This is a genomic window from Enterobacter sp. Res13-Sevr-PEC09-46, from assembly GCF_015672585.1.
GTDB classification, from domain to species: domain Bacteria; phylum Pseudomonadota; class Gammaproteobacteria; order Enterobacterales; family Enterobacteriaceae; genus Enterobacter; species Enterobacter hormaechei_C.
In genome coordinates this window covers 72,750-92,406 of the sequence record NZ_JADABR010000015.1, presented here as the reverse complement: position 1 = coordinate 92,406, position 19,657 = coordinate 72,750, and the positions used below count along the sequence as shown (strand labels likewise).

At 58.1% G+C, this 19,657-nt stretch carries 19 protein-coding genes; 10 read left to right on the top strand and 9 right to left on the bottom strand.

The window, feature by feature from the left end; genetic code table 11:
- Positions 1-1,023, top strand: a complete 1,023-nt coding sequence (locus IMQ56_RS08465; protein ID WP_047062417.1) for a HoxN/HupN/NixA family nickel/cobalt transporter — start codon at positions 1-3, stop codon at positions 1,021-1,023.
- 126 nt (positions 1,024-1,149) lie between these two features.
- Here IMQ56_RS08465 and norW read toward each other — a convergent pair whose 3' ends face one another.
- On the bottom strand, positions 1,150-2,283 hold the full coding sequence (gene norW, locus IMQ56_RS08460; protein ID WP_039269942.1) for an NADH:flavorubredoxin reductase NorW: 1,134 nt from the start codon (positions 2,281-2,283) through the stop codon (positions 1,150-1,152).
- Positions 2,280-3,728 carry an anaerobic nitric oxide reductase flavorubredoxin gene (norV, locus tag IMQ56_RS08455; RefSeq protein ID WP_017692783.1) on the bottom strand — a complete coding sequence of 483 codons (1,449 nt, stop codon included), beginning with the start codon at positions 3,726-3,728 and terminating at the stop codon, positions 2,280-2,282. Before norV ends, norW begins: the two co-directional genes overlap by 4 nt.
- 187 nt (positions 3,729-3,915) lie before the next feature.
- Here norV and norR point away from each other — a divergent pair, with 187 nt between their 5' ends.
- Positions 3,916-5,430, top strand: coding sequence for a nitric oxide reductase transcriptional regulator NorR (gene norR / locus IMQ56_RS08450; protein ID WP_017382788.1), 1,515 nt, complete (start codon positions 3,916-3,918; stop codon positions 5,428-5,430).
- Here the strand turns inward: norR and gutQ are convergent.
- The 7 genes from gutQ to srlA all read right to left on the bottom strand — a co-directional run bounded on the left by gutQ (position 5,427) and on the right by srlA (position 10,361).
- On the bottom strand, positions 5,427-6,392 hold the full coding sequence (gene gutQ, locus IMQ56_RS08445) for an arabinose-5-phosphate isomerase GutQ (RefSeq protein ID WP_015571677.1): 966 nt from the start codon (positions 6,390-6,392) through the stop codon (positions 5,427-5,429). The two genes, norR and gutQ, sit on opposite strands and share 4 nt — an antisense overlap.
- The gene (locus tag IMQ56_RS08440; RefSeq protein WP_015571676.1) at positions 6,385-7,158 is read right to left on the bottom strand and encodes a DNA-binding transcriptional repressor; all 774 of its coding nucleotides are present in this window, start codon (positions 7,156-7,158) and stop codon (positions 6,385-6,387) included. The genes gutQ and IMQ56_RS08440 overlap by 8 nt, the downstream gene beginning before the upstream one ends.
- Before the next feature lie 63 nt (positions 7,159-7,221).
- Positions 7,222-7,581, bottom strand: coding sequence for a transcriptional regulator GutM (gene gutM, locus IMQ56_RS08435; protein ID WP_023304310.1), 360 nt, complete (start codon positions 7,579-7,581; stop codon positions 7,222-7,224).
- 91 nt (positions 7,582-7,672) lie between these two features.
- On the bottom strand, positions 7,673-8,452 hold the full coding sequence (gene srlD / locus IMQ56_RS08430; RefSeq protein WP_023304309.1) for a sorbitol-6-phosphate dehydrogenase: 780 nt from the start codon (positions 8,450-8,452) through the stop codon (positions 7,673-7,675).
- A 14-nt stretch (positions 8,453-8,466) separates the two neighbouring features.
- A complete protein-coding gene (gene srlB, locus IMQ56_RS08425) occupies positions 8,467-8,829 on the bottom strand; it encodes a PTS glucitol/sorbitol transporter subunit IIA (RefSeq protein WP_017692786.1) in 363 nt (120 codons plus the stop codon).
- Between the two features lie 12 nt (positions 8,830-8,841).
- Positions 8,842-9,801 carry a PTS glucitol/sorbitol transporter subunit IIB gene (locus tag IMQ56_RS08420; protein ID WP_045328227.1) on the bottom strand — a complete coding sequence of 320 codons (960 nt, stop codon included), beginning with the start codon at positions 9,799-9,801 and terminating at the stop codon, positions 8,842-8,844.
- Complete coding sequence (gene srlA, locus IMQ56_RS08415) at positions 9,798-10,361, bottom strand: PTS glucitol/sorbitol transporter subunit IIC (RefSeq protein WP_015571673.1); 564 nt, start codon at positions 10,359-10,361, stop codon at positions 9,798-9,800. Before srlA ends, IMQ56_RS08420 begins: the two co-directional genes overlap by 4 nt.
- A 251-nt stretch (positions 10,362-10,612) precedes the next feature.
- Between srlA and mltB the strand changes: the two genes are divergently transcribed.
- The 8 genes from mltB to alaS all read left to right on the top strand — a co-directional run bounded on the left by mltB (position 10,613) and on the right by alaS (position 19,532).
- Positions 10,613-11,713: a lytic murein transglycosylase B gene (gene mltB / locus IMQ56_RS08410; RefSeq protein WP_195759145.1), complete on the top strand. Its 1,101-nt coding sequence runs from the start codon at positions 10,613-10,615 to the stop codon at positions 11,711-11,713.
- Positions 11,714-12,024: 311 nt separating this feature from the next.
- Positions 12,025-12,678: an ATP-binding cassette domain-containing protein gene (locus IMQ56_RS08405; RefSeq protein WP_033487571.1), complete on the top strand. Its 654-nt coding sequence runs from the start codon at positions 12,025-12,027 to the stop codon at positions 12,676-12,678.
- Positions 12,675-13,535 (top strand): metal ABC transporter permease, encoded by an 861-nt coding sequence (locus tag IMQ56_RS08400; RefSeq protein ID WP_015571669.1) that lies wholly within the window; start codon positions 12,675-12,677, stop codon positions 13,533-13,535. The genes IMQ56_RS08405 and IMQ56_RS08400 overlap by 4 nt, the downstream gene beginning before the upstream one ends.
- Before the next feature lie 14 nt (positions 13,536-13,549).
- A complete protein-coding gene (locus IMQ56_RS08395) occupies positions 13,550-14,428 on the top strand; it encodes a metal ABC transporter substrate-binding protein (RefSeq protein WP_022649141.1) in 879 nt (292 codons plus the stop codon).
- Between the two features lie 130 nt (positions 14,429-14,558).
- The gene (gene pncC / locus IMQ56_RS08390; RefSeq protein WP_003862172.1) at positions 14,559-15,056 is read left to right on the top strand and encodes a nicotinamide-nucleotide amidase; all 498 of its coding nucleotides are present in this window, start codon (positions 14,559-14,561) and stop codon (positions 15,054-15,056) included.
- Between the two features lie 89 nt (positions 15,057-15,145).
- On the top strand, positions 15,146-16,204 hold the full coding sequence (recA, locus tag IMQ56_RS08385) for a recombinase RecA (protein ID WP_015571667.1): 1,059 nt from the start codon (positions 15,146-15,148) through the stop codon (positions 16,202-16,204).
- 68 nt (positions 16,205-16,272) lie between these two features.
- The gene (gene recX / locus IMQ56_RS08380) at positions 16,273-16,773 is read left to right on the top strand and encodes a recombination regulator RecX (protein WP_017382782.1); all 501 of its coding nucleotides are present in this window, start codon (positions 16,273-16,275) and stop codon (positions 16,771-16,773) included.
- A 131-nt stretch (positions 16,774-16,904) separates the two neighbouring features.
- Complete coding sequence (alaS, locus tag IMQ56_RS08375; protein WP_023295315.1) at positions 16,905-19,532, top strand: alanine--tRNA ligase; 2,628 nt, start codon at positions 16,905-16,907, stop codon at positions 19,530-19,532.
- Positions 19,533-19,657: the final 125 nt, after the last annotated feature.

The window sequence follows — 19,657 nt, the reverse complement described above, 5'->3', positions numbered from 1 at the left end:
ATGTTACGACTTTTACGCAATGAACCTCGTGCAGCGTGCCTGCTGCTGGCTCTCGGGATGGCTAACCTGCTGGCCTGGGGGCTGGCGTGGCACACCTTTAGCGGCAGTACGGCGCTGATGGCGGCCAGCCTGCTGGCCTGGTGTTACGGACTGCGTCATGCGGTGGATGCCGACCATATCGCCGCGATTGATACCGTGACGCGTAAAATGATGCAGCAGGGCAAGCGCCCGTCCGGCGTGGGCGCATGGTTTTCCCTCGGACACTCCACCATCGTGGTGCTGGCCTCCATTGCTATCGCCGCGACCGCCACGGCATTTCAGAAAAACATGGCATGGTTCCACGAAACCGGCAGCCTGATTGGCACCGCCGTCTCCGCCACCTTCCTGCTGGCGATGGCGCTGGTGAATATGGTGATCCTGCGCGGCGTCTGGCGCAGTTTTCAGGCGCTGAAACACGGCAGGCCCGTGCAGGGCGACATCACGCTGCCTGCACAGGGCGGCGTCATGAACTGGCTGTTCGGCAAAACCTTCCGCCTCGTCAATAAAAGCTGGCAGATGTACCTGGTCGGTTTCCTGTTCGGCCTGGGGTTCGACACCGCCACCGAAATTGGCGTGCTGGGGATCTCCGCCGCCAGCGCCTCCAGCGGGATGTCGGTGTGGTCGATCATGATCTTCCCAGCGCTCTTCGCCAGCGGCATGGCGCTGGTCGATACGCTCGATAACCTGCTGATGGTGGGTGCCTACGGCTGGGCGTTTAACAAGCCGCAGCGCAAGCTGTACTACAACATGACCATCACCGGGACTTCGGTGGTGGTGGCGCTGTTTATCGGCGGCCTGGAAGCGCTGGGTCTGCTGATGGACAAGTTCTCCCTCAGCGGCAGCGTGTGGGATCTGATTGGCGCGGTGAACGATAACCTGGGCGATGCCGGATTTGTGGTGGTCGGGCTGTTTGTCGCCTGCTGGCTGATCTCGATGGCGAACTATCGCTGGCGCGGTTATGACGCGCTGGTGGTGCGCTCCTGACGCTGAAAGTGTAGCGATAAAAAAAGCCCCGGGACATCGGGGCGGTGGACAACAAAATCCAAAGGTTAAGTAAGCGTGGCAGTACTGTAGGCCGGGTAAGCGGAGCGCCACCCGGCATGACGAGGGTTAAGCTGGTAGCGATTTCAGCAGCGCGAAGGCCTCCTTCATTCTGTCTTCGCTGACGACAAAGGCGCGCATCTGACCGTCGGTATCGGTGCCGCGCGCCACCATGCCCTGAGGCGAAAGGACAATCTCCCAGTCCAGATCCTGACGCTGCGTTTCACCTGCGAGATGCAGCGGTAGTTCCGGCGTTTTTACCTTCACCAGCATGGCGGGTAATTTCACCGGGGCGTTGCCGCCGAGCAGGTTTTTCGCCAGGAACATGGCGCTTAACTGAATCGGTTGCAGGAACGGCAGCACCTGGCCGTTAATTTCCGCACAGTCGCCCAGGGCATAAATGTCCGGCCGGGTGGTTTGCAGGTAGCTGTCCACCTTCACGCCGCGATTGATCTCTGCGCCCGCGCGGTGCGCCAGCGCGGTTTCCGGGCGCAACCCCGTCGCCGCAATAACCACATCCACTTCCACGCTGCGGTTGCGGTCGAGCGTCGCACAAATGCCGGTTTCGGTTTTGCTCAGGCTCTGCAACTGCGATTTCAGCAGCAGATGCACGCCCATGTCGGTCAGACGATGCTGTAAGCGACTGCTTACTTCTGCCGGCATCAGCGCTGACAGAATGCTGGCCGCGTGGTCAACCAGGGTGACGGATTTTCCCGCCCGGCAGAAGTCCATCGCCAGCTCGGTGCCAATCAGCCCGCCGCCGACAATCATCACCCGCGTGGCGTCGCGTAACAGGGTCTCGCTGGCCTGATACTCCTGCTGGCTGTTGAGCGTGACCATCAGCTCGCGGCCCTCAACCGGCGGCACAAACGCCGATGCCCCCGTCGCCAGCACCAGTTTGTCGTACTGCCAGGTTTTATCTTTCGCGTTCACCACGTGGGCGTCGGCGTCGATATCGGTGACCCAGGTGTACGGAAACAGACGCAGGTTAAACTGTTCTGCGAACTCCCCCGCCGTCTGGCGGGTGAGATCGTCGGCGCGCTGATTCTGGCTAATGACGTGGCTTAAATCAGGCTTGTTGTACTCATCCATGCTGTCGGCGGCGATCACCGTCAGCGGCACGTTAGCATCCTGTTTGCGGATATTTTTCACCAGCTGGCGGGCGGCAAAGCCCGAGCCGATAATGACGATGCCGTGGCTCATTTTGCCTCCGTTGCCAGTTCATCAAAGACGTCTTTCCCGAGGGAACATTCCGGGCAGAGGAAGTTGTCCGGCACCTCGCTCCACGGCGTACCCGGCGCGACATCCTGCAACGGCTCGCCCAGCTCAGGATCGTAAATCCACTGGCAGACGCTGCACTGCATGCAAGGGCCGAGGTCGGCAGCGGCAGGAGCGGCTTCTGCTACAGCTTTCGGCGTAACCGCCGCGGCGGGTGCGGTTTCCGGCAGCGGCGCAAGCGCCCACTGGCGGGCAATGTCGCGACCGTGCTGACGACAGATTTCCAGCGCGTCGAGATCCGGACGCCATTTCGCCTTCAGGCTCAGGGACATCTCAAAACCGGCATCCTGTAAACGGGTGGAGAGACGGTCTACCGCGCCGCCGCTCCAGCCGTGTGAACCAAAGGCGCTGGCGCGTTTGTTACGAAAGCGCAGGCCGGTCATCTCTTCCACCAGTCCGGCAATTTTCGGCATCATCACGTTATTCATGGTGGAGGTACCCACCAGCACGCCTTTGGAGCGGAAGACGTTGGTCAATACCTCATTCTTATCGCTGCGCGCCACATTGAAGATTTTCACCGCCACGTTCGGGTCAACTTCGTTGATGCCCTGGGCAATGGCGTCCGCCATCATGCGGGTGTTGTTGGACATGGTGTCGTAGAAGATGGTGATGCGATCTTCCTGATAGTCCGCCGCCCACTTCAGGTACAGTTCGACAATCTGGGTTGGATTTTCACGCCATACCACGCCGTGGGAGGTGGCAATCATATCCACCGGCAGGTTGAAGCCGAGGATCTCGGTGATTTTTGGCGTGACCAGACGGCTGAACGGGGTCAGGATGTTGGCGTAGTAGCGCTGGCACTGTTCGAACAGCTCGGTCTGATCCACTTCGTCGTTGAACAGACGTTCGTCACAGTAGTGCTGGCCGAAGGCGTCGTTACTGAACAGCACCGCGTCACCGGTCATGTAGGTCATCATGCTGTCCGGCCAGTGCAGCATTGGGGTTTCCACGAAGATCAGCTGTTTGCCATTGCCGATATCCAGCGTGTCGCCGGTTTTCACGGTGTGGAAGTTCCACTCCGGATGGTGGTGGTGGCCGTTGATGGAGTCAATGGCGTTGGTGGTGCAGTAGATCGGGGTATCCGGAATGTGGGACATCAGCTCGGTCAGCGCCCCGGCATGATCCTCTTCCGCGTGGTTGATGATAATGTAGTCGATCTCATTCAGATCGATTTCGCTGCGCAGGTTCTGCACGAACTCGCGGCTGAATTTGTGATCGACGGTATCGATCAGGACGTTTTTACCTTCACGAATGAGATAGCTGTTGTAGCTGCTGCCGCGCAGCGTTTTGTATTCCGTCCCGTGAAAATCACGTACTTCCCAGTCACGTTGACCCACCCAATGAATGTTATTTTTAACCAGAATAGACATAGCAACCTCAACTTAATACGGCGTTTTCAAATAAGATGACTGTCATATATCAAGTTGCGTGCCAACTTTTTAACTTGTTGAAAATAATGTGTTTTCGTTTCAACGCCCCCTAATGGGTAGTCATTTTGACTATCTTAAAAATTGTCAATATGACACTATGTATTGTCAAAATGACAGTGAGGCAGAGATGAGCTTTTCCGTAGATGTGCTGGCGAAGATCGCCATAGAACTGCAAACCGGTATTGGTCATCAGGACCGCTTTCAGCGGCTGATCTCCACGTTGCGCCACGTGCTGGATTGCGATGCGTCGGCGCTGCTGCGTTACGAAGGGCGGCAGTTTATTCCGCTGGCTATCGACGGTCTGGCGAAGGACGTACTCGGGCGGCGCTTTACCCTGGAGGGCCACCCGCGTCTGGAAACCATCGCCCGCGCGGGTGACGTGGTGCGTTTCCCGGCAGACAGCGATCTGCCCGATCCTTACGACGGCCTGATCCCCGGACAGGAGAGCCTGAAGGTGCACGCCTGTATCGGCCTGCCGCTGTTTGCCGGGCAGAACCTGATTGGCGCATTAACCCTCGACGGCATGTCGCCTGATCAGTTCGATACCTTCAGCGACGAAGAGCTACGGCTGATTGCTGCGCTGGCGGCCGGGGCGCTGAACAACGCCCTGCTGATAGAACAGCTGGAGAGCCAGAATATTCTTCCGGGTAGCCCGACGGCGTTTGAGCAGGTGGCGCACACCGAAATGATCGGCCTTTCGCCGGGCATGGCGCAGCTCAAAAAAGAGATTGAGATTGTCGCCGCGTCTGATTTGAACGTGCTGATCTTCGGGGAGACCGGCACCGGTAAAGAGCTGGTGGCAAAAGCGATCCACGAAGCCTCGCCCCGTGCGGTGAATCCGCTGGTCTATCTCAACTGCGCGGCGTTGCCGGAAAGCGTGGCGGAAAGCGAGCTGTTCGGACACGTCAAAGGGGCCTTTACCGGGGCGATCAGCAACCGCAGCGGCAAGTTCGAAATGGCTGATAACGGCACGCTGTTCCTCGATGAAATTGGCGAACTCTCCCTTTCGCTCCAGGCCAAACTGCTGCGGGTGTTGCAGTATGGCGATATTCAACGCGTGGGAGACGATCGCAGCTTACGCGTGGATGTGCGCGTGCTGGCGGCGACGAACCGCGATCTGCGCGAAGAGGTGCTGGCGGGGAATTTCCGCGCCGATCTGTTCCACCGTCTGAGCGTGTTCCCGCTCACGGTGCCGCCGCTGCGCGAGCGGGGCGAGGATGTGGTTCTGCTGGCGGGCTTTTTCTGCGAACAGTGTCGGCTCAAAATGGGGCTTTCCCGCGTGGTGCTAAGTCCCGGCGCGAGGACGCACCTGCTGAGCTACGGCTGGCCGGGTAACGTGCGTGAACTGGAACATGCGATCCACCGCGCGGTGGTGCTGGCGCGGGCAACGCGTTCGGGGGATGAAGTGGTTATTCATGCGCGCCATTTCGCGCTGCATGAGGAAACGATGCCGCCCGTGAAGCCGGTGATACCTGAGAGCGTGAACGAAAACCTGCGCGAGGCGACGGATGCGTTCCAGCGTCAGATGATCGCCCGCGCGCTGGAGCAGAATAACCGCAGCTGGGCGGCGTGCGCGCGGGCGCTGGAGATGGACGTCGCCAACCTTCACAGGCTGGCGAAACGTCTGGGGCTGAAGGGTTAAATAATCCCCGCCTGGTAGAAGTCTTGCAGGTTGATCGCGCCGCACAGCCTGCCGTGCTCGTCCACCACCGGCGCGGCGGTGATTTTGCGCTTCATCAGCACCTCTTTGGCTTCAATCGCGCGGCTGTCGGCATTCAGCGTCAGCCCGCCCTGGGTCATTGCTTCGGATACCCGCGCCTCCAGCTTGCCGCCGCCCACCAGCCAGCGGCGCAGGTCGCCGTCGGTGAAGACGCCCTTCACCTGGCGGTCATTGTCGCATACCGCAACCAGCCCCAGCCCGGTGCGGCTCAGCTCCAGCATGGCGTCCATCACGCTGGTGTCGAGTTTGACCTGAGGAATGGCATCGTCCGTGCGCATCAGGTGGTGAACTTTGTTGAGCAGACGAGCCCCAAGCGCGCCCGCAGGATGGGAGCGGGCGAAATCTTCCTCATTAAAACCGCGCGCCTGCATCACCGCCATCGCCAGGGCGTCGCCCATCATCAGCGTGTTGACGGTGCTGGAGGTCGGTGCCAGGTGCATCGGACAGGCTTCGCGCTCAACGGAAATATCCAGGGTTGCTTTCGCGGCCAGCGCCAGCGGCGAACGGGATTTGCCGGTCATCGCTAACAGGGCCACCGATTTTTCTTGCAGGCGAGGGATGATGAGATCCAGCTCTTTGGCTGAACCGGAGTAGGAGATAAACAGCATCACGTCGCGGCTTTCGATCATCCCCAGATCGCCGTGCAGCGCTTCGGCAGGATGCACGAAGAACGCCGGGGTGCCGGTGCTGGCAAGCGTCGCGGCAATCTTCTTGCCGATATGACCGGATTTACCGATACCCGCCACGATCACTTTGCCCTCGCAGTGGATAATGGTGTTGGCTGCACGAACAAAATCCTCACCCAGACGCTCCGGCAGGCGGCTGGCTTCCTGTAGCTCCAGCAGCAGGGTCTGACGGCCTGCGTTTAACAGAAAATCACTCATTTTTCTCTCCGGTTACGATCACGTCGATGCCCTTCGCTTCCAGCGCTTTTTTAAATGCCGGATCGATACCTGCGTCGGTAATCAGCTTATCGACGCTTTCAAGGCTACAGACAATGTTGGGGCTTTTACGGCCAAACTTCGACGAGTCCGCCATCAAAATCACTTCCCGCGCGGCGTTGCACATCGCTTTGCTGACGCTGAACACCTCGTTGAAGGTGGTCACGCCCGCGTTGAGGTCGATGCCGTCCGTGCCCATAAACAGCTTATCGAAGCTGAAGTGGTCGAAGGCATTCTCCGCCAGCTGCCCGTGAAACGACGCCGATTTTTTACGAAAGGTGCCGCCGGGCATCAGGATGGTCTGCTCGCTGTCGAACTCTGACAGGGCATTGACGATGTGCAGGCTGTTGGTCATCACGGTGATGTTATTAAAGCGGCTGAGCAGCGGGATCATCTGTAGGACGGTACTGCCTGCGTCGAGGATAATGGAATCGCCGTCCTGGATAAATTTGACGGCGGCTTCGGCAATCAGCGCTTTCTGGTGAGTATTGATCAGCGTTTTGTGGTCGATAGGCGGGTCGGCTTCGTCTTTATTGAGCACCACGCCGCCGTAGGTACGAATGACGGCGCCGGAGTTTTCGAGCAACACCAGGTCCTTGCGTATTGTCGTGCCGGTGGTGTCAAAGTAGTGGGCCAGATCCTCTACCGAGCACTTTCCCTGCTTTTGCAGATGCTCAAGTATGGCCGCCTGCCGCTGACGTGGTTTCATAGGCGCTTCGTTCCTTACGTTGCGAAATGATAATTCCGAAAGTTTATAACTTTCACAACGAAATTATCCATGTTTCAGATTAAGCGCTAATGATAGTGCATTCTGACAGAGTGAATCATGGGGGAAGATCACATCAGGTTGTAAATCATGCAGCGAAATGCCGTCGATCGCCTGGATTTTGGTCGGACGGGCAAACACCGTTACGCCGCGCATGATGAGGGAATCGCAAACCATATTGTTTTCATCCAGCGCAATAGCGACGACAACCCGCGGTTTAAAGCGTCCGCCGGAACGCCCAACGCCCACGCGGCCTTTCTGGCACAGGGCGTCAAAGGCGCGGTTAAACTGATGGATTTGCCAGCCGCCAAACGCCATCTGGCAAAGCCAGGCGAGGGCGGCGACGGTGATGAGTGCGGTGACCATATCGGCTCCTTAACTGCCGGGTGGCGGCTGCGCCTTACCCGGCCTACGGGGATTGTAGCCCAGGTAAGCGCAGCGCCACCGGGGAATGAACTCAGAACATCACCTGCCCACCGGTGACGTTAATCGACTGCCCGGTGCAGTACGAGGCTTTCGGGCTGGCGTAAAACAGCAGCATGTTCAGCACGTCCTGATAATCGCACCCGCGCTTCAGCGGCACTTTGTCGATGTAGTACTGTTCGACGTCCTCCGCTTTGATGCCAAGTTTGGCGGCATACTTCGGCAGCAGGGACTGGAACATCGGGGATTTCAGCAGGTTACCTAGCATCAGCGCGTGCACGGTTATGCCGTATTCGGCCAGATCCAGCGCCAGAGACTGCGTCAGCCCGACGCCGCCAAACTTCGCCGCGCTGTAGCCGGAGTTGTGCTTGCTGCCCACTTTCCCCGATTTTGAGTTGATCTGAATGATGCGACCCTGAATACCGTCGCGGATCATCAGACGGGAAAATTCGCGGGCGCAGAGGAAATAGCCCACCAGATTCACCTGCAACGAGCGATCAAAATCCCCCAGTTCGACATCGCTGATAAAGGCCGCTTTCGCAATCCCCGCGCTGTAGACCAGCAGATCGGTGCGACCAAAAATCTCATCCACGCCGCGGGCCAGCGCCATCACGCTCTGCTCGCTGGTGGCGTCGGCGCCAAATCCATACGCCATCCCTTCGCCAAATTCGGTGTTGATGGCGTCCGCTACGCGGGCGGCTTTCTCACTCTGAATATCCACGACCGCCACGCGGTAGCCCTCTGCGGCAAGCCCATGGCAGAGGAACTCGCCTAAGGTTTGTCCCCCACCAATGACAACGGCAACCTGACTCATGTGTCTCTCCTTTATTACGAAATAAATTTTAACGTGCAGCCTGGGGTGACAGCCTGTGGAACCGGCCCCTCAACGTGAACCGTGCCGGGATACTCCGCCCGCGGCTGGCCGTCGAAACGCAAGGTGATGTGCCCCAGCTCGCGCAGGTTTTGCTCGGCGACGTCACCGACGGCGGTTACGGCATAGCGCGCCTTGCCCAGCTCCAGCTGGCCACCGGCCTTCAGCTCGCCGTTTAACTCGCCGTGGCAGTGGATAAAGCAAAACTCTTCGATATCTGCCGGGGCGCCTTCGCGGAAGGTGATCAGCATCTGGTCGCTCAGCGCATCGGCTGCGCTCTGGCCGATGCGGGTAATGGTGGTCTGGTAAATCACGGTCATGGCAGGAACCTCTTATTGATAAATAAAGCCGGAGACAAACCAGGCAATTAGCACCGTTGGCGCGCCCGTCAGGAAGCGGCTCACCAGCACGGAGGGGACGCCCACGCGCACGGTCTCCTGGCGCGCTTCCGCCAGTGACAGCCCGACGGGGATGAAGTCGCACGCCGCCTGAGCGTTAATGGCAAACAGGGCGGGCAGGGCGAGGTGCGGAGGGATGTTCCCCAGACCAATCTGCACGCCAATCAGCACGCCGATGACCTGGGCAATCACCGCGCCCGGGCCGAGAAACGGCGACAGCAGCGGGAAGGAGCAGATCAGCGCCAGCGTCACCAGGCCGAGCGGGTGGCTGGCGAGCGGGGCGAGGCCGTGGGCAATCCAGTCGCCGAGGCCGGAGGCCATGATGATGCCGATCAGCGCCGAGACGAACGCCATAAACGGCAGAATGGTTTTCAGCACCGTGTCGATGGTGTCGCGCCCGGACTGAAACAGCACCGCCACGGCGGACCCCATCCCCATCCCGACCTTCGCCAGCAGGCCGTCGCTCTGCTCGGTGATTTTTTTGCTGGTGTCGTACTCGCGCGGGGCCGCTTTTTGCGGTGCGGATGTGCCATTCACCAGCGTGATGTTGTCCTCCTTCACCCCAGAGACATAAATGTCCTCAAGGATGTACTGCGCCAGCGGGCCTGACTTGCCCGTGGAGTGAATATTCACCGTCGGAATGCGGCGCTTCGGGTAGATGCCGCAGCGCAGCGTGCCGCCGCAGTCGATTACCGCCACGCCGATTTCCGCTTCCGGCGGCTCACCCTCTTTGAAGCCGTCGACTGCTTCCCAGCCGGTCAGCTCGCGCAGCGTGTCGACGATCGCCGGGCGCGTGCCGGCGGTGATGTAGACGATCTTTTTGCCTTCGGTGGCGTCGAACTCCAGCGGGCCGCCCCAGCCGCCCGTGCCTTTATCTATGCGGATCCGGTTCATACTGTGGCTCCCGAAAGCTGGACTTTCTCATCAAGCTGAATGCCCATTTTTTTCTCAAAAATGGCGGTAGTGAGGTCCGTTACCCAGCCGCGGAAGAAGTTGGTCACCAGGCCGACCAGCAGATAGCTCACCGCCAGCGGGCCGAGCGGCAGTCCCAGCGTAGTGAGACCGCTGGCAATCCCGAGGTAAACAAACAGCTCGCCGGGGTTAATGTGCGGGAACAGGCCGTTCATTGAATGGCAGCTGTAGGAGGCGGCGGCGTAATAACTCGGCTTGTACTTCTCTGGCATAAAGCGGCCGAGGCTTAAGGTCATCGGGTTGCAGAACACAAAGGTGCCGATGAAGGGCAGGATCAGGTAGCGGGACAGCGGATTGCCGGCACAGCGCTGGGCGAAGCGTTCAATACGCTGCTGGCCGATAAAGTTAATCAGGGCGTTCATGATCACCAGCAGGCTGATCAGCAGGGGCAGGATCCCGGTCACCATGCCGGTGAATACCTCGCCGCCTTTCTGAAACAGCCCGATGAACCACTCGGCGCCGTGGGTGATGGTTTCTATCATTCTTCTCTCCTGTAGGGCGTTTGTTTTTGTCTATCTGCGGCTAATAATAATCACTTTGAAAGGTTTTAAAGTGTTAATCAGATCTCACAATGAAAGAAAAATGTATTATTTTGAAAGTTTATTGGTGAGGTGAATAATTTTTGGTGGAAAAAAGCACGGATTTGCGTCGGGGAGGTGCGTACCGCTTCCTTGAGGAGTTGGGGATGCTTTACCATACTGGGTTCTTACCGAACTCGTTAAATGGATGCCACATGTTCAAGCGTCGTTATGCAGCGCTGTTGCCTGCGCTTATTCTCCTGTCCGCCTGTAGTAGCAAACCCAAGACCGAAGCCGCTCAGCCAACGGCGGGCGCGCCTTCCGGAGGATTCCTGCTGGAGCCGCAGCACAATATGATGCAGATGGGCGGCGACTTCGCGAATAACCCTGCGACCGAACAGTTCATCGATAAAATGGTGAGCAAGCACGGTTTTGACCGCCAGCAGCTGCATGCCATTTTGTCTCAGGCGAAGCGTCTGGACTACGTGCTGCGCCTGATGGACAGGCAGGCGCCGACAGCCCAGGTGCCGACCGGGCCAAACGGCGCGTGGCTGCGCTATCGCAAACAGTTTATTACCCCGGACAACGTGCAGAATGGCGTGGTGTTCTGGAATCAGTATGAAGACGCCCTGAACCGTGCGTGGCAGGTCTATGGCGTGCCGCCGGAGATCATCGTCGGTATTATTGGGGTCGAGACCCGCTGGGGACGCATTATGGGTAAAACCCGCATCCTTGATGCGCTGGCGACGCTCTCCTTCAACTACCCGCGCCGCGCCGAGTATTTCTCTTCCGAGCTGGAAACCTTCCTGCTGATGGCGCGAGACGAACAGGACGATCCGCTCGATCTGAAAGGGTCGTTCGCCGGGGCAATGGGCTACGGCCAGTTTATGCCGTCCTCCTATAAGCAGTACGCGGTAGATTTTAACGGGGATGGTCACATCAACCTGTGGGATCCCGAAGACGCCATTGGCAGCGTGGCCAACTACTTCAAAGCGCATGGCTGGACGCCGGGCGGCCAGGTGGCGGTGCAGGCGAACGGCGAGGCGTTTGGTCTGGAAAACGGATTTAAAACCAAATACAGCGTGGCGCAGCTGGCAGCGGCAGGCTTAACGCCGTCGCAGCCGCTGGGCAATGTTGACCAGGTGAGCCTGCTGCGCCTGGATGTCGGAACCGGTTATCAGTACTGGTTCGGGCTGCCGAACTTCTACACCATTACCCGCTACAACCACAGCACGCACTATGCGATGGCGGTGTGGCAGCTGGGGCTGGCGGTGTCTCAGGCGCGTGTGCCGGCAGCGTCACCGTTTAGCCAGTAAGTTACCCTGACGGGTAGGCCGGGTAAGGCAACGCCGCCACCCGGCATGGCTGCATGCACGGTGCGGCCTGATGCCCTCACCCTGACCCTCTCCCACGGGAGAGGGGAATTTTGCAGAAACATTTCGCCACACTCCCATTTCACTCCCACCGTTTACATCTTAATCGTCTTTCATTATTGTTATGTTATAACATTCTTTTGAATTGAGATTTCCATGTCCCTGTTTTCGCTCTCATCCCCGGTTCGGCTGCTGCTGGCGCTGGTGCTCATTCTGTTTCTCGGCCTGGCCGTGCGCTGGGCGGTGGCGTTGCCATGATCGTGATGAACGACCTGGTGGCGGGTTACGAACGTCAGCCCGTTACGCGCGCGCTGTCCGGCGTGATTGAACGCGGGAGCATGACCGCTATCGTCGGGGCCAACGGCTGCGGCAAATCCACGCTGCTGAAAACGCTCGCCGGCTTTATTCCGCCCGTCAGCGGTACGTTTCGCTGGCAGGGGAGACGTCCGGTGGTGGGCTGGCTGGCGCAGCGTCACGCGCTGGAGGCGCAATTTCCTCTGACCGTGCAGGACGTGGTGAGTATGGGCTGCTGGCCAGCAATTTCTCTGTTTGCCGGTTTTCGTCGGGATACCCGCATGCGCATTGCTGGCGCGCTGGAGCGCGTGGGGCTGGAGTCCATGGCGCTCTCCACCATTGATGAACTTTCCGGCGGCCAGTTTCAGCGCATGCTGTTTGCCCGCGTTTTGGTGCAGCAGGCGCCGCTGGTGATGCTGGATGAGCCTTTCACCGGCGTCGATGAAGCGACCTGCAACGTGCTGATGGATCTGATGCTGGAGATGTATATGCAGGGGCAGACCCTGCTGGCGGTACTGCACGACAGCGAACGCGTCTCGCGCCACTTCCCACAAACGCTGCGGCTGGATGCTGATACGCCGCACTGGAAAACCGAGCGGGTGAGGGTGGCATGATCTGGCATCTCTTCTTCCAGCCGTTTATTGAGTACGGCTTTATGCGGCGCGCGCTGGTGGTTTGCCTGGCGCTCTCCGTCAGCACCACTGCGCTGGGCGTATTTCTTCAACTGCGTCGGATGAGCCTGATGGGGGACGCCCTTTCTCACGCCATTTTGCCGGGTGTCGCGGTGGGCTATCTGCTCAGCGGGATGTCGCTGCTGGCAATGACTGTCGGCGGGTTTATTGCCGGGATCGCCGTTGCGCTGGTGGCCGGGCTGGTCAGCCGCCGCACGCCGCTTAAAGAGGATGCCAGCTTCGCGGGGTTTTACCTGGGCTCGCTGGCGCTGGGCGTCACGCTGGTGTCGCTGCGCGGTTCAAATGTCGATCTGCTTCATCTTCTGTTTGGCTCCATTCTCGCCGTGGATAGCGCGTCAGCCCTGTTCGTGACGGGCGTTTGCATGTTCACGCTCCTCACGCTGGCGATTTTTTATCGGGGGCTGGTCAGCGAAGCGTTTGATACCGCGTGGTTGCAGGTGAACGCGCGCTGGCTGCCCGGGATGTTACACGGTCTGTTTCTGGCGCTGCTGGTGCTCAACCTGGTAGCCGGTTTTCAGGTGCTCGGCACGCTGATGGCCGTCGGGCTGATGATGTTACCCGCCGTGGCGGCACGCTGCTGGGTGCGCACACTGCCAGGGTTACTTTTGATGGCGGGTATCAGCGGTATTTTTTGCGCGTGGCTGGGCTTAAGCCTTTCCTGGGCAGTGAGTCTGCCCGCCGGGCCCTCCATTGTGCTGACCGCCAGCGCATTGTTCTTTATTTCAGTTTTATTTGGCACGCGCAGCAGGCTGGCGGATAGCCTGCGGGCGCTTTTTTAACGCAAGGGGAAACGATGAAACGTACAGGATTAGCCGTGGCGCTCGCGCTCGGCATGATGACGCACGGCGTAATGGCGAAAACGCTTAATGTGGTGACCAGCTTTTCCATCCTGGGAGACATCACGCAGCAGGTTGGCGGCGATCGTGTGAAGGTGACGACGCTGGTGGGGCCGGACGGTGATCCCCATACTTTCGAACCTTCGCCCAAAGACAGCGCGGCGCTGAGTAAAGCTGACGTGGTGGTGGTCAATGGGCTGGGGCTGGAGGGCTGGCTCGACCGTCTGGTGAAAGCCTCCGGATTCAAAGGCCAACTGGTGGTTGCTTCGGACGGCGTGAAAACGCACACGCTGGAAGAGGACGGTAAAACCGTGACCGATCCGCACGCGTGGAACAGCGCGGCGAACGGCGCGCTGTATGCGCAAAATATTCTCTCAGGGCTGGTGAAGGCCGATCCTGAAGATACGGCGGCGCTTGAAGCTACCGGTAAACCCTATATTGCGCAGCTCTCTCAACTGGACGGTTGGGCTAAAAAGCGTTTCAGCGACATCCCACAGGCGAAGCGCAAAGTGCTGACCAGCCACGACGCCTTCGGCTATTTCAGCCGCGCCTACGGCGTGACGTTTATGGCGCCGCAGGGGCTGTCGTCTGAGAGTGAAGCCAGCGCGGCGCAGGTAGCGGAGATCATCAATCAGATTAAAGCTGACGGCGTGAAAACCTGGTTTATGGAAAACCAGCTTGACCCACGCCTGGTGAAGCAGATTGCGACCGCCACGGGCGCCCAGCCGGGTGGTGAACTTTACCCGGAAGCGCTGTCCGCGAAGGGCGGCGTGGCGGACACCTACGTCAAGGCGTTTCGCCACAATGTGGACACCCTCGCTAACAGCATGAAATAAGCGTCTCTCTGGCCGATGCGTCCGCATCGGCTTTTTTCTGAAGCCCCCTCGTAAAACCCGACGCGCATCCCCATATTTGATGAGAAAGTGCTATCTTGTGCTGCATGTTTTTCTAAGGCCTGGAGCGAGAATGACTGACCATGAATTGATGCAGCTAAGCGAAGTGGTGGGGCTGGCGCTGAAACAGCGCGGCGCGACTCTCACGACCGCAGAATCCTGCACCGGCGGCTGGGTGGCGAAAGCAATTACCGATATTGCTGGCAGTTCCGCCTGGTTTGAACGCGGCTTTGTGACCTACAGTAACGAGGCGAAAGCGCAGATGATCGGCGTGCGTGAAGCCACGCTTGAGCAGCATGGCGCGGTCAGCGAGCCGGTGGTGATCGAGATGGCGATTGGCGCGCTGAAAGAGGCGCGCGCAGATTACGCTATCTCCATCAGCGGTATCGCGGGGCCGGACGGCGGCAGCGACGTGAAGCCTGTCGGCACCGTCTGGTTTGGCTTTGCCACCTCAAAAGGTGAAGGGATCACCCGCCGGGAATGCTTCAGCGGCGACCGCGAAAGCGTGCGTCGTCAGGCAACGGAATACGCGTTAAAAACGCTCTGGCAACAATTTCTACAAAATACTTGATACTGTATGACTATACAGTATAATTGCCTCAACAGAACAGAAGTCCATGGTGAAGCGCAGTTGCTTCTCCCGGCATGACAGGAGTAATAATGGCTATCGACGAAAACAAACAGAAAGCGTTGGCGGCAGCACTGGGCCAGATCGAAAAGCAATTCGGTAAAGGCTCCATCATGCGCCTGGGTGAAGACCGTTCCATGGATGTGGAAACTATCTCCACTGGTTCGCTTTCTCTTGATATCGCACTGGGCGCTGGCGGTTTGCCGATGGGCCGTATCGTAGAAATCTACGGTCCGGAATCCTCGGGTAAAACTACCCTGACGTTGCAGGTTGTTGCGGCGGCACAGCGCGAAGGTAAAACCTGTGCGTTTATCGATGCCGAGCACGCGCTGGACCCGGTCTATGCCCGTAAACTGGGCGTTGATATCGACAACCTGCTGTGCTCCCAGCCGGACACCGGCGAGCAGGCACTGGAAATTTGTGACGCGCTGGCGCGCTCAGGTGCGGTTGACGTGATCATCGTCGACTCCGTTGCGGCGCTGACGCCAAAAGCGGAAATTGAAGGTGAAATCGGTGACTCTCACATGGGCCTCGCGGCACGTATGATGAGCCAGGCGATGCGTAAGCTGGCGGGTAACCTGAAGCAGTCCAATACGCTGCTGATCTTCATCAACCAGATCCGTATGAAAATTGGTGTAATGTTCGGTAACCCGGAAACCACCACCGGCGGTAACGCTCTGAAATTCTACGCTTCTGTCCGTCTGGATATCCGCCGTATCGGTGCGGTGAAAGAAGGGGATAACGTAGTCGGTAGCGAAACCCGCGTGAAGGTTGTGAAGAACAAAATCGCAGCACCGTTCAAACAGGCTGAGTTCCAGATCCTCTACGGCGAAGGTATCAACTTCCTCGGCGAGCTGGTTGACCTGGGCGTGAAAGAGAAGCTGATTGAAAAAGCGGGCGCATGGTACAGCTACAACGGTGACAAGATTGGTCAGGGTAAAGCGAATGCTATCTCCTGGCTGAAAGAGAACCCGGCGGCGGCGAAAGAGATTGAGAAGAAGGTGCGTGAACTCCTGCTGAACAACCAGGACTCTAAACCTGATTTCGTGGTCGACGGCGCGGATGCTGAAGAAACCAACGAAGACTTTTAATCCTCTCGGATAAAAATGAAGGGCTGCTGATGCGGCCCTTTTTGCATTTCTGAATCGACAGGTTTTTTATGAGTGAACCGACATCACGCCGACCAGCCTACTCACGCTTGCTGGATCGGGCCGTGCGTATTCTTGCCGTGCGTGACCATAGCGAACAGGAGCTGCGGCGGAAACTGTCAGCGCCCGTCATGAGCAAAAACGGTCCGGAAGACATTGATGCCACCGCGGAAGATTATGACCGCGTGGTTGCCTGGTGCTACGAGCATCACTATCTGGATGACGGCCGTTTTGCCGCTCGCTTTCTAGCCAGCCGTGGTCGTAAAGGCTATGGGCCAGCGCGTATCCGCCAGGAGCTGAACCAGAAAGGGGTAGCCCGTGAATCGATTGAAAAAGCCATGCGCGAAAGTGAAATTGACTGGTGCGAACTGGCGCGTGAGCAGGCGGTACGAAAGTACGGTGAGCCGCTGCCGCGTGAATTTTCAGAAAAAGTTAAAATCCAGCGCTTTTTGCTCTACCGCGGCTTCCTGATGGAAGATATTCAGGATATCTGGCGTAATTTTACCGATTGAACGCATGCGGGATTTTACTTCCCACTAAAGAAAACTTATCTTATTCCCACTTTTTCCAGTAGCTGGTCCGTCCAACTGTTTACAGATACAGATCTGCTGCGACATTTCGTTAGCTTGATTTCAGGATAATTATGAGCAAGAGCACCGCTGAGATCCGTCAGGCGTTTCTCGATTTTTTCCATAGTAAGGGACACCAGGTTGTTGCCAGCAGCTCCCTGGTACCGAACAATGACCCGACTCTGCTGTTTACCAACGCCGGGATGAACCAGTTCAAGGATGTGTTCCTTGGTCTCGACAAGCGTAATTATTCCCGCGCCACAACCTCACAGCGTTGCGTGCGTGCGGGCGGTAAACACAACGATCTGGAAAACGTCGGTTACACCGCGCGCCACCACACCTTCTTCGAAATGCTGGGTAACTTCAGCTTCGGCGACTATTTCAAACACGATGCCATTCAATACGCGTGGGAACTGCTGACCGGTGAAAACTGGTTCAATCTGCCGAAAGAGCGTCTGTGGGTGACCGTGTATGAGACCGATGACGAAGCGTTCGACATCTGGGAAAAAGAAGTGGGTATCCCGCGCGAACGTATCATCCGTATCGGTGACAACAAAGGCGCGCCTTACGCGTCTGATAACTTCTGGCAGATGGGCGACACCGGCCCTTGCGGTCCGTGCACCGAGATCTTCTACGATCATGGCGACCACATCTGGGGTGGCCCTCCGGGAAGCGCGGAAGAAGATGGCGATCGCTACATTGAGATCTGGAACATCGTCTTCATGCAGTTCAACCGTCAGGCCGACGGCACCATGGAGCCGCTGCCAAAACCGTCCGTAGATACCGGTATGGGCCTTGAGCGTATCGCGGCCGTTCTGCAACACGTTAACTCCAACTATGAGATTGACCTGTTCAGCACCCTGATCAAAGCCGTTGCTGAGGTAACGGGCGCAACCGATCTGAGCAACAAATCACTGCGCGTTATCGCAGACCATATTCGTTCCTGTGCGTTCCTGATTGCTGACGGCGTTATCCCGTCGAATGAAAACCGTGGCTATGTGCTGCGTCGTATCATTCGTCGTGCGATCCGCCATGGCAACATGCTGGGCGCGAAGGACACCTTCTTCTATAAACTCGTTGGGCCACTGATTGGCGTGATGGGCTCTGCCGGCGATGAGCTGAAACGCCAGCAGGCGCAGGTTGAACAGGTTCTGAAAACCGAAGAAGAGCAGTTTGCCCGTACGCTGGAGCGCGGTCTGGCGCTGCTGGACGACGAGCTGGCGAAACTCAAGGGCGACACGCTGGATGGCGAAACCGCTTTCCGCCTGTACGACACCTACGGCTTCCCGGTTGACCTGACCGCGGACGTTTGCCGCGAGCGCGACATCAAAGTTGACGAAGCAGGCTTTGAAGCCGCAATGGAAGAACAGCGTCGTCGTGCGCGTGAATCCAGCGGTTTTGGCGCGGACTACAACGCGATGATCCGCGTTGATAGCGCGTCTGAATTTAAAGGCTACGAAGAGCTGGCCCTGACCAGCAACGTAACCGCGCTGTTTGTTGACGGTAAAGCCGTAGACAGCATTAGCGCGGGCCAGGAAGCGGTTGTTATCCTGGATAAAACGCCGTTCTATGCGGAATCGGGCGGTCAGGTTGGCGATAAAGGCGAACTGAAAGGCAATGGCTTCAGCTTCAGCGTAAGCGATACCCAGAAATACGGTCAGGCGATTGGTCACCAGGGCAAACTGGTTTCCGGCTCTCTGAAAGTGGGCGAGGGCGTTCAGGCCAACGTTGACGAGGCTCGCCGCGCGCGCATTCGTCTGAACCACTCGGCAACCCACCTGATGCACGCAGCCCTGCGCGAAGTGCTGGGTACGCACGTTGCACAGAAAGGTTCTCTGGTTAATGACAAAGTGCTGCGTTTCGACTTCTCGCATTTTGAAGCGATGAAGCCGTCTGAAATTCGTGCGGTGGAAGACCTGGTGAATGCCCAGATCCGCCGTAACCTGCCAATCGAAACCCACATCATGGATCTTGAGGCAGCGAAGAAGAAAGGTGCGATGGCGCTGTTTGGCGAGAAATATGACGACCGCGTTCGCGTGCTGAGCATGGGCGACTTTTCTACCGAACTGTGTGGCGGTACTCACGCATCCCGCACCGGTGACATCGGCTTGTTCCGCATCGTTTCCGAGTCGGGGACGGCGGCAGGCGTGCGCCGTATTGAGGCGGTGACCGGGGAAGGCGCAATTGCCAGCCTGCATGCGCAGAGCGACCAGCTGCACGAGATCGCGCAGTTGCTGAAAGGCGATAGTCAGAACCTGGGCGAAAAAGTGCGTGTCGCGCTGGATCGTACCCGTCAGCTGGAAAAAGAACTCCAGCAGCTGAAAGAACAGGCTGCGGCGCAGGAGAGCGCAAACCTCTCCAGCAAAGCGGTAGACATTAAGGGCGTCAAACTGCTGGTCAGCGATCTGGCGGGCGTTGAGCCTAAGATGCTGCGTACCATGGTCGACGATCTGAAGAACCAGCTTGGTTCGACGGTTATCGTGCTGGCAACGGTCGCAGAGGGTAAGGTTTCTCTGATTGCGGGCGTCTCTAAGGATGTGACGGATCGTGTTAAAGCAGGGGAACTGATTGGCATGGTCGCCCAGCAGGTGGGTGGCAAAGGTGGCGGTCGTCCGGACATGGCGCAAGCCGGTGGTACGGATGCGGCGGCACTTCCCGCGGCATTAGCCAGCGTTGAAAGCTGGGTAAGCGCGAAACTGTAATAACTACAAAGCACAAGCAGACGCCATAGCGGTAACGTTATGGCGTCTTGCTCACTGCGCTATCGATAACGATAAAGTCAGGTTGAGTTTGTGTATATCGGCTAAACTTACGTTTAACAGAATGT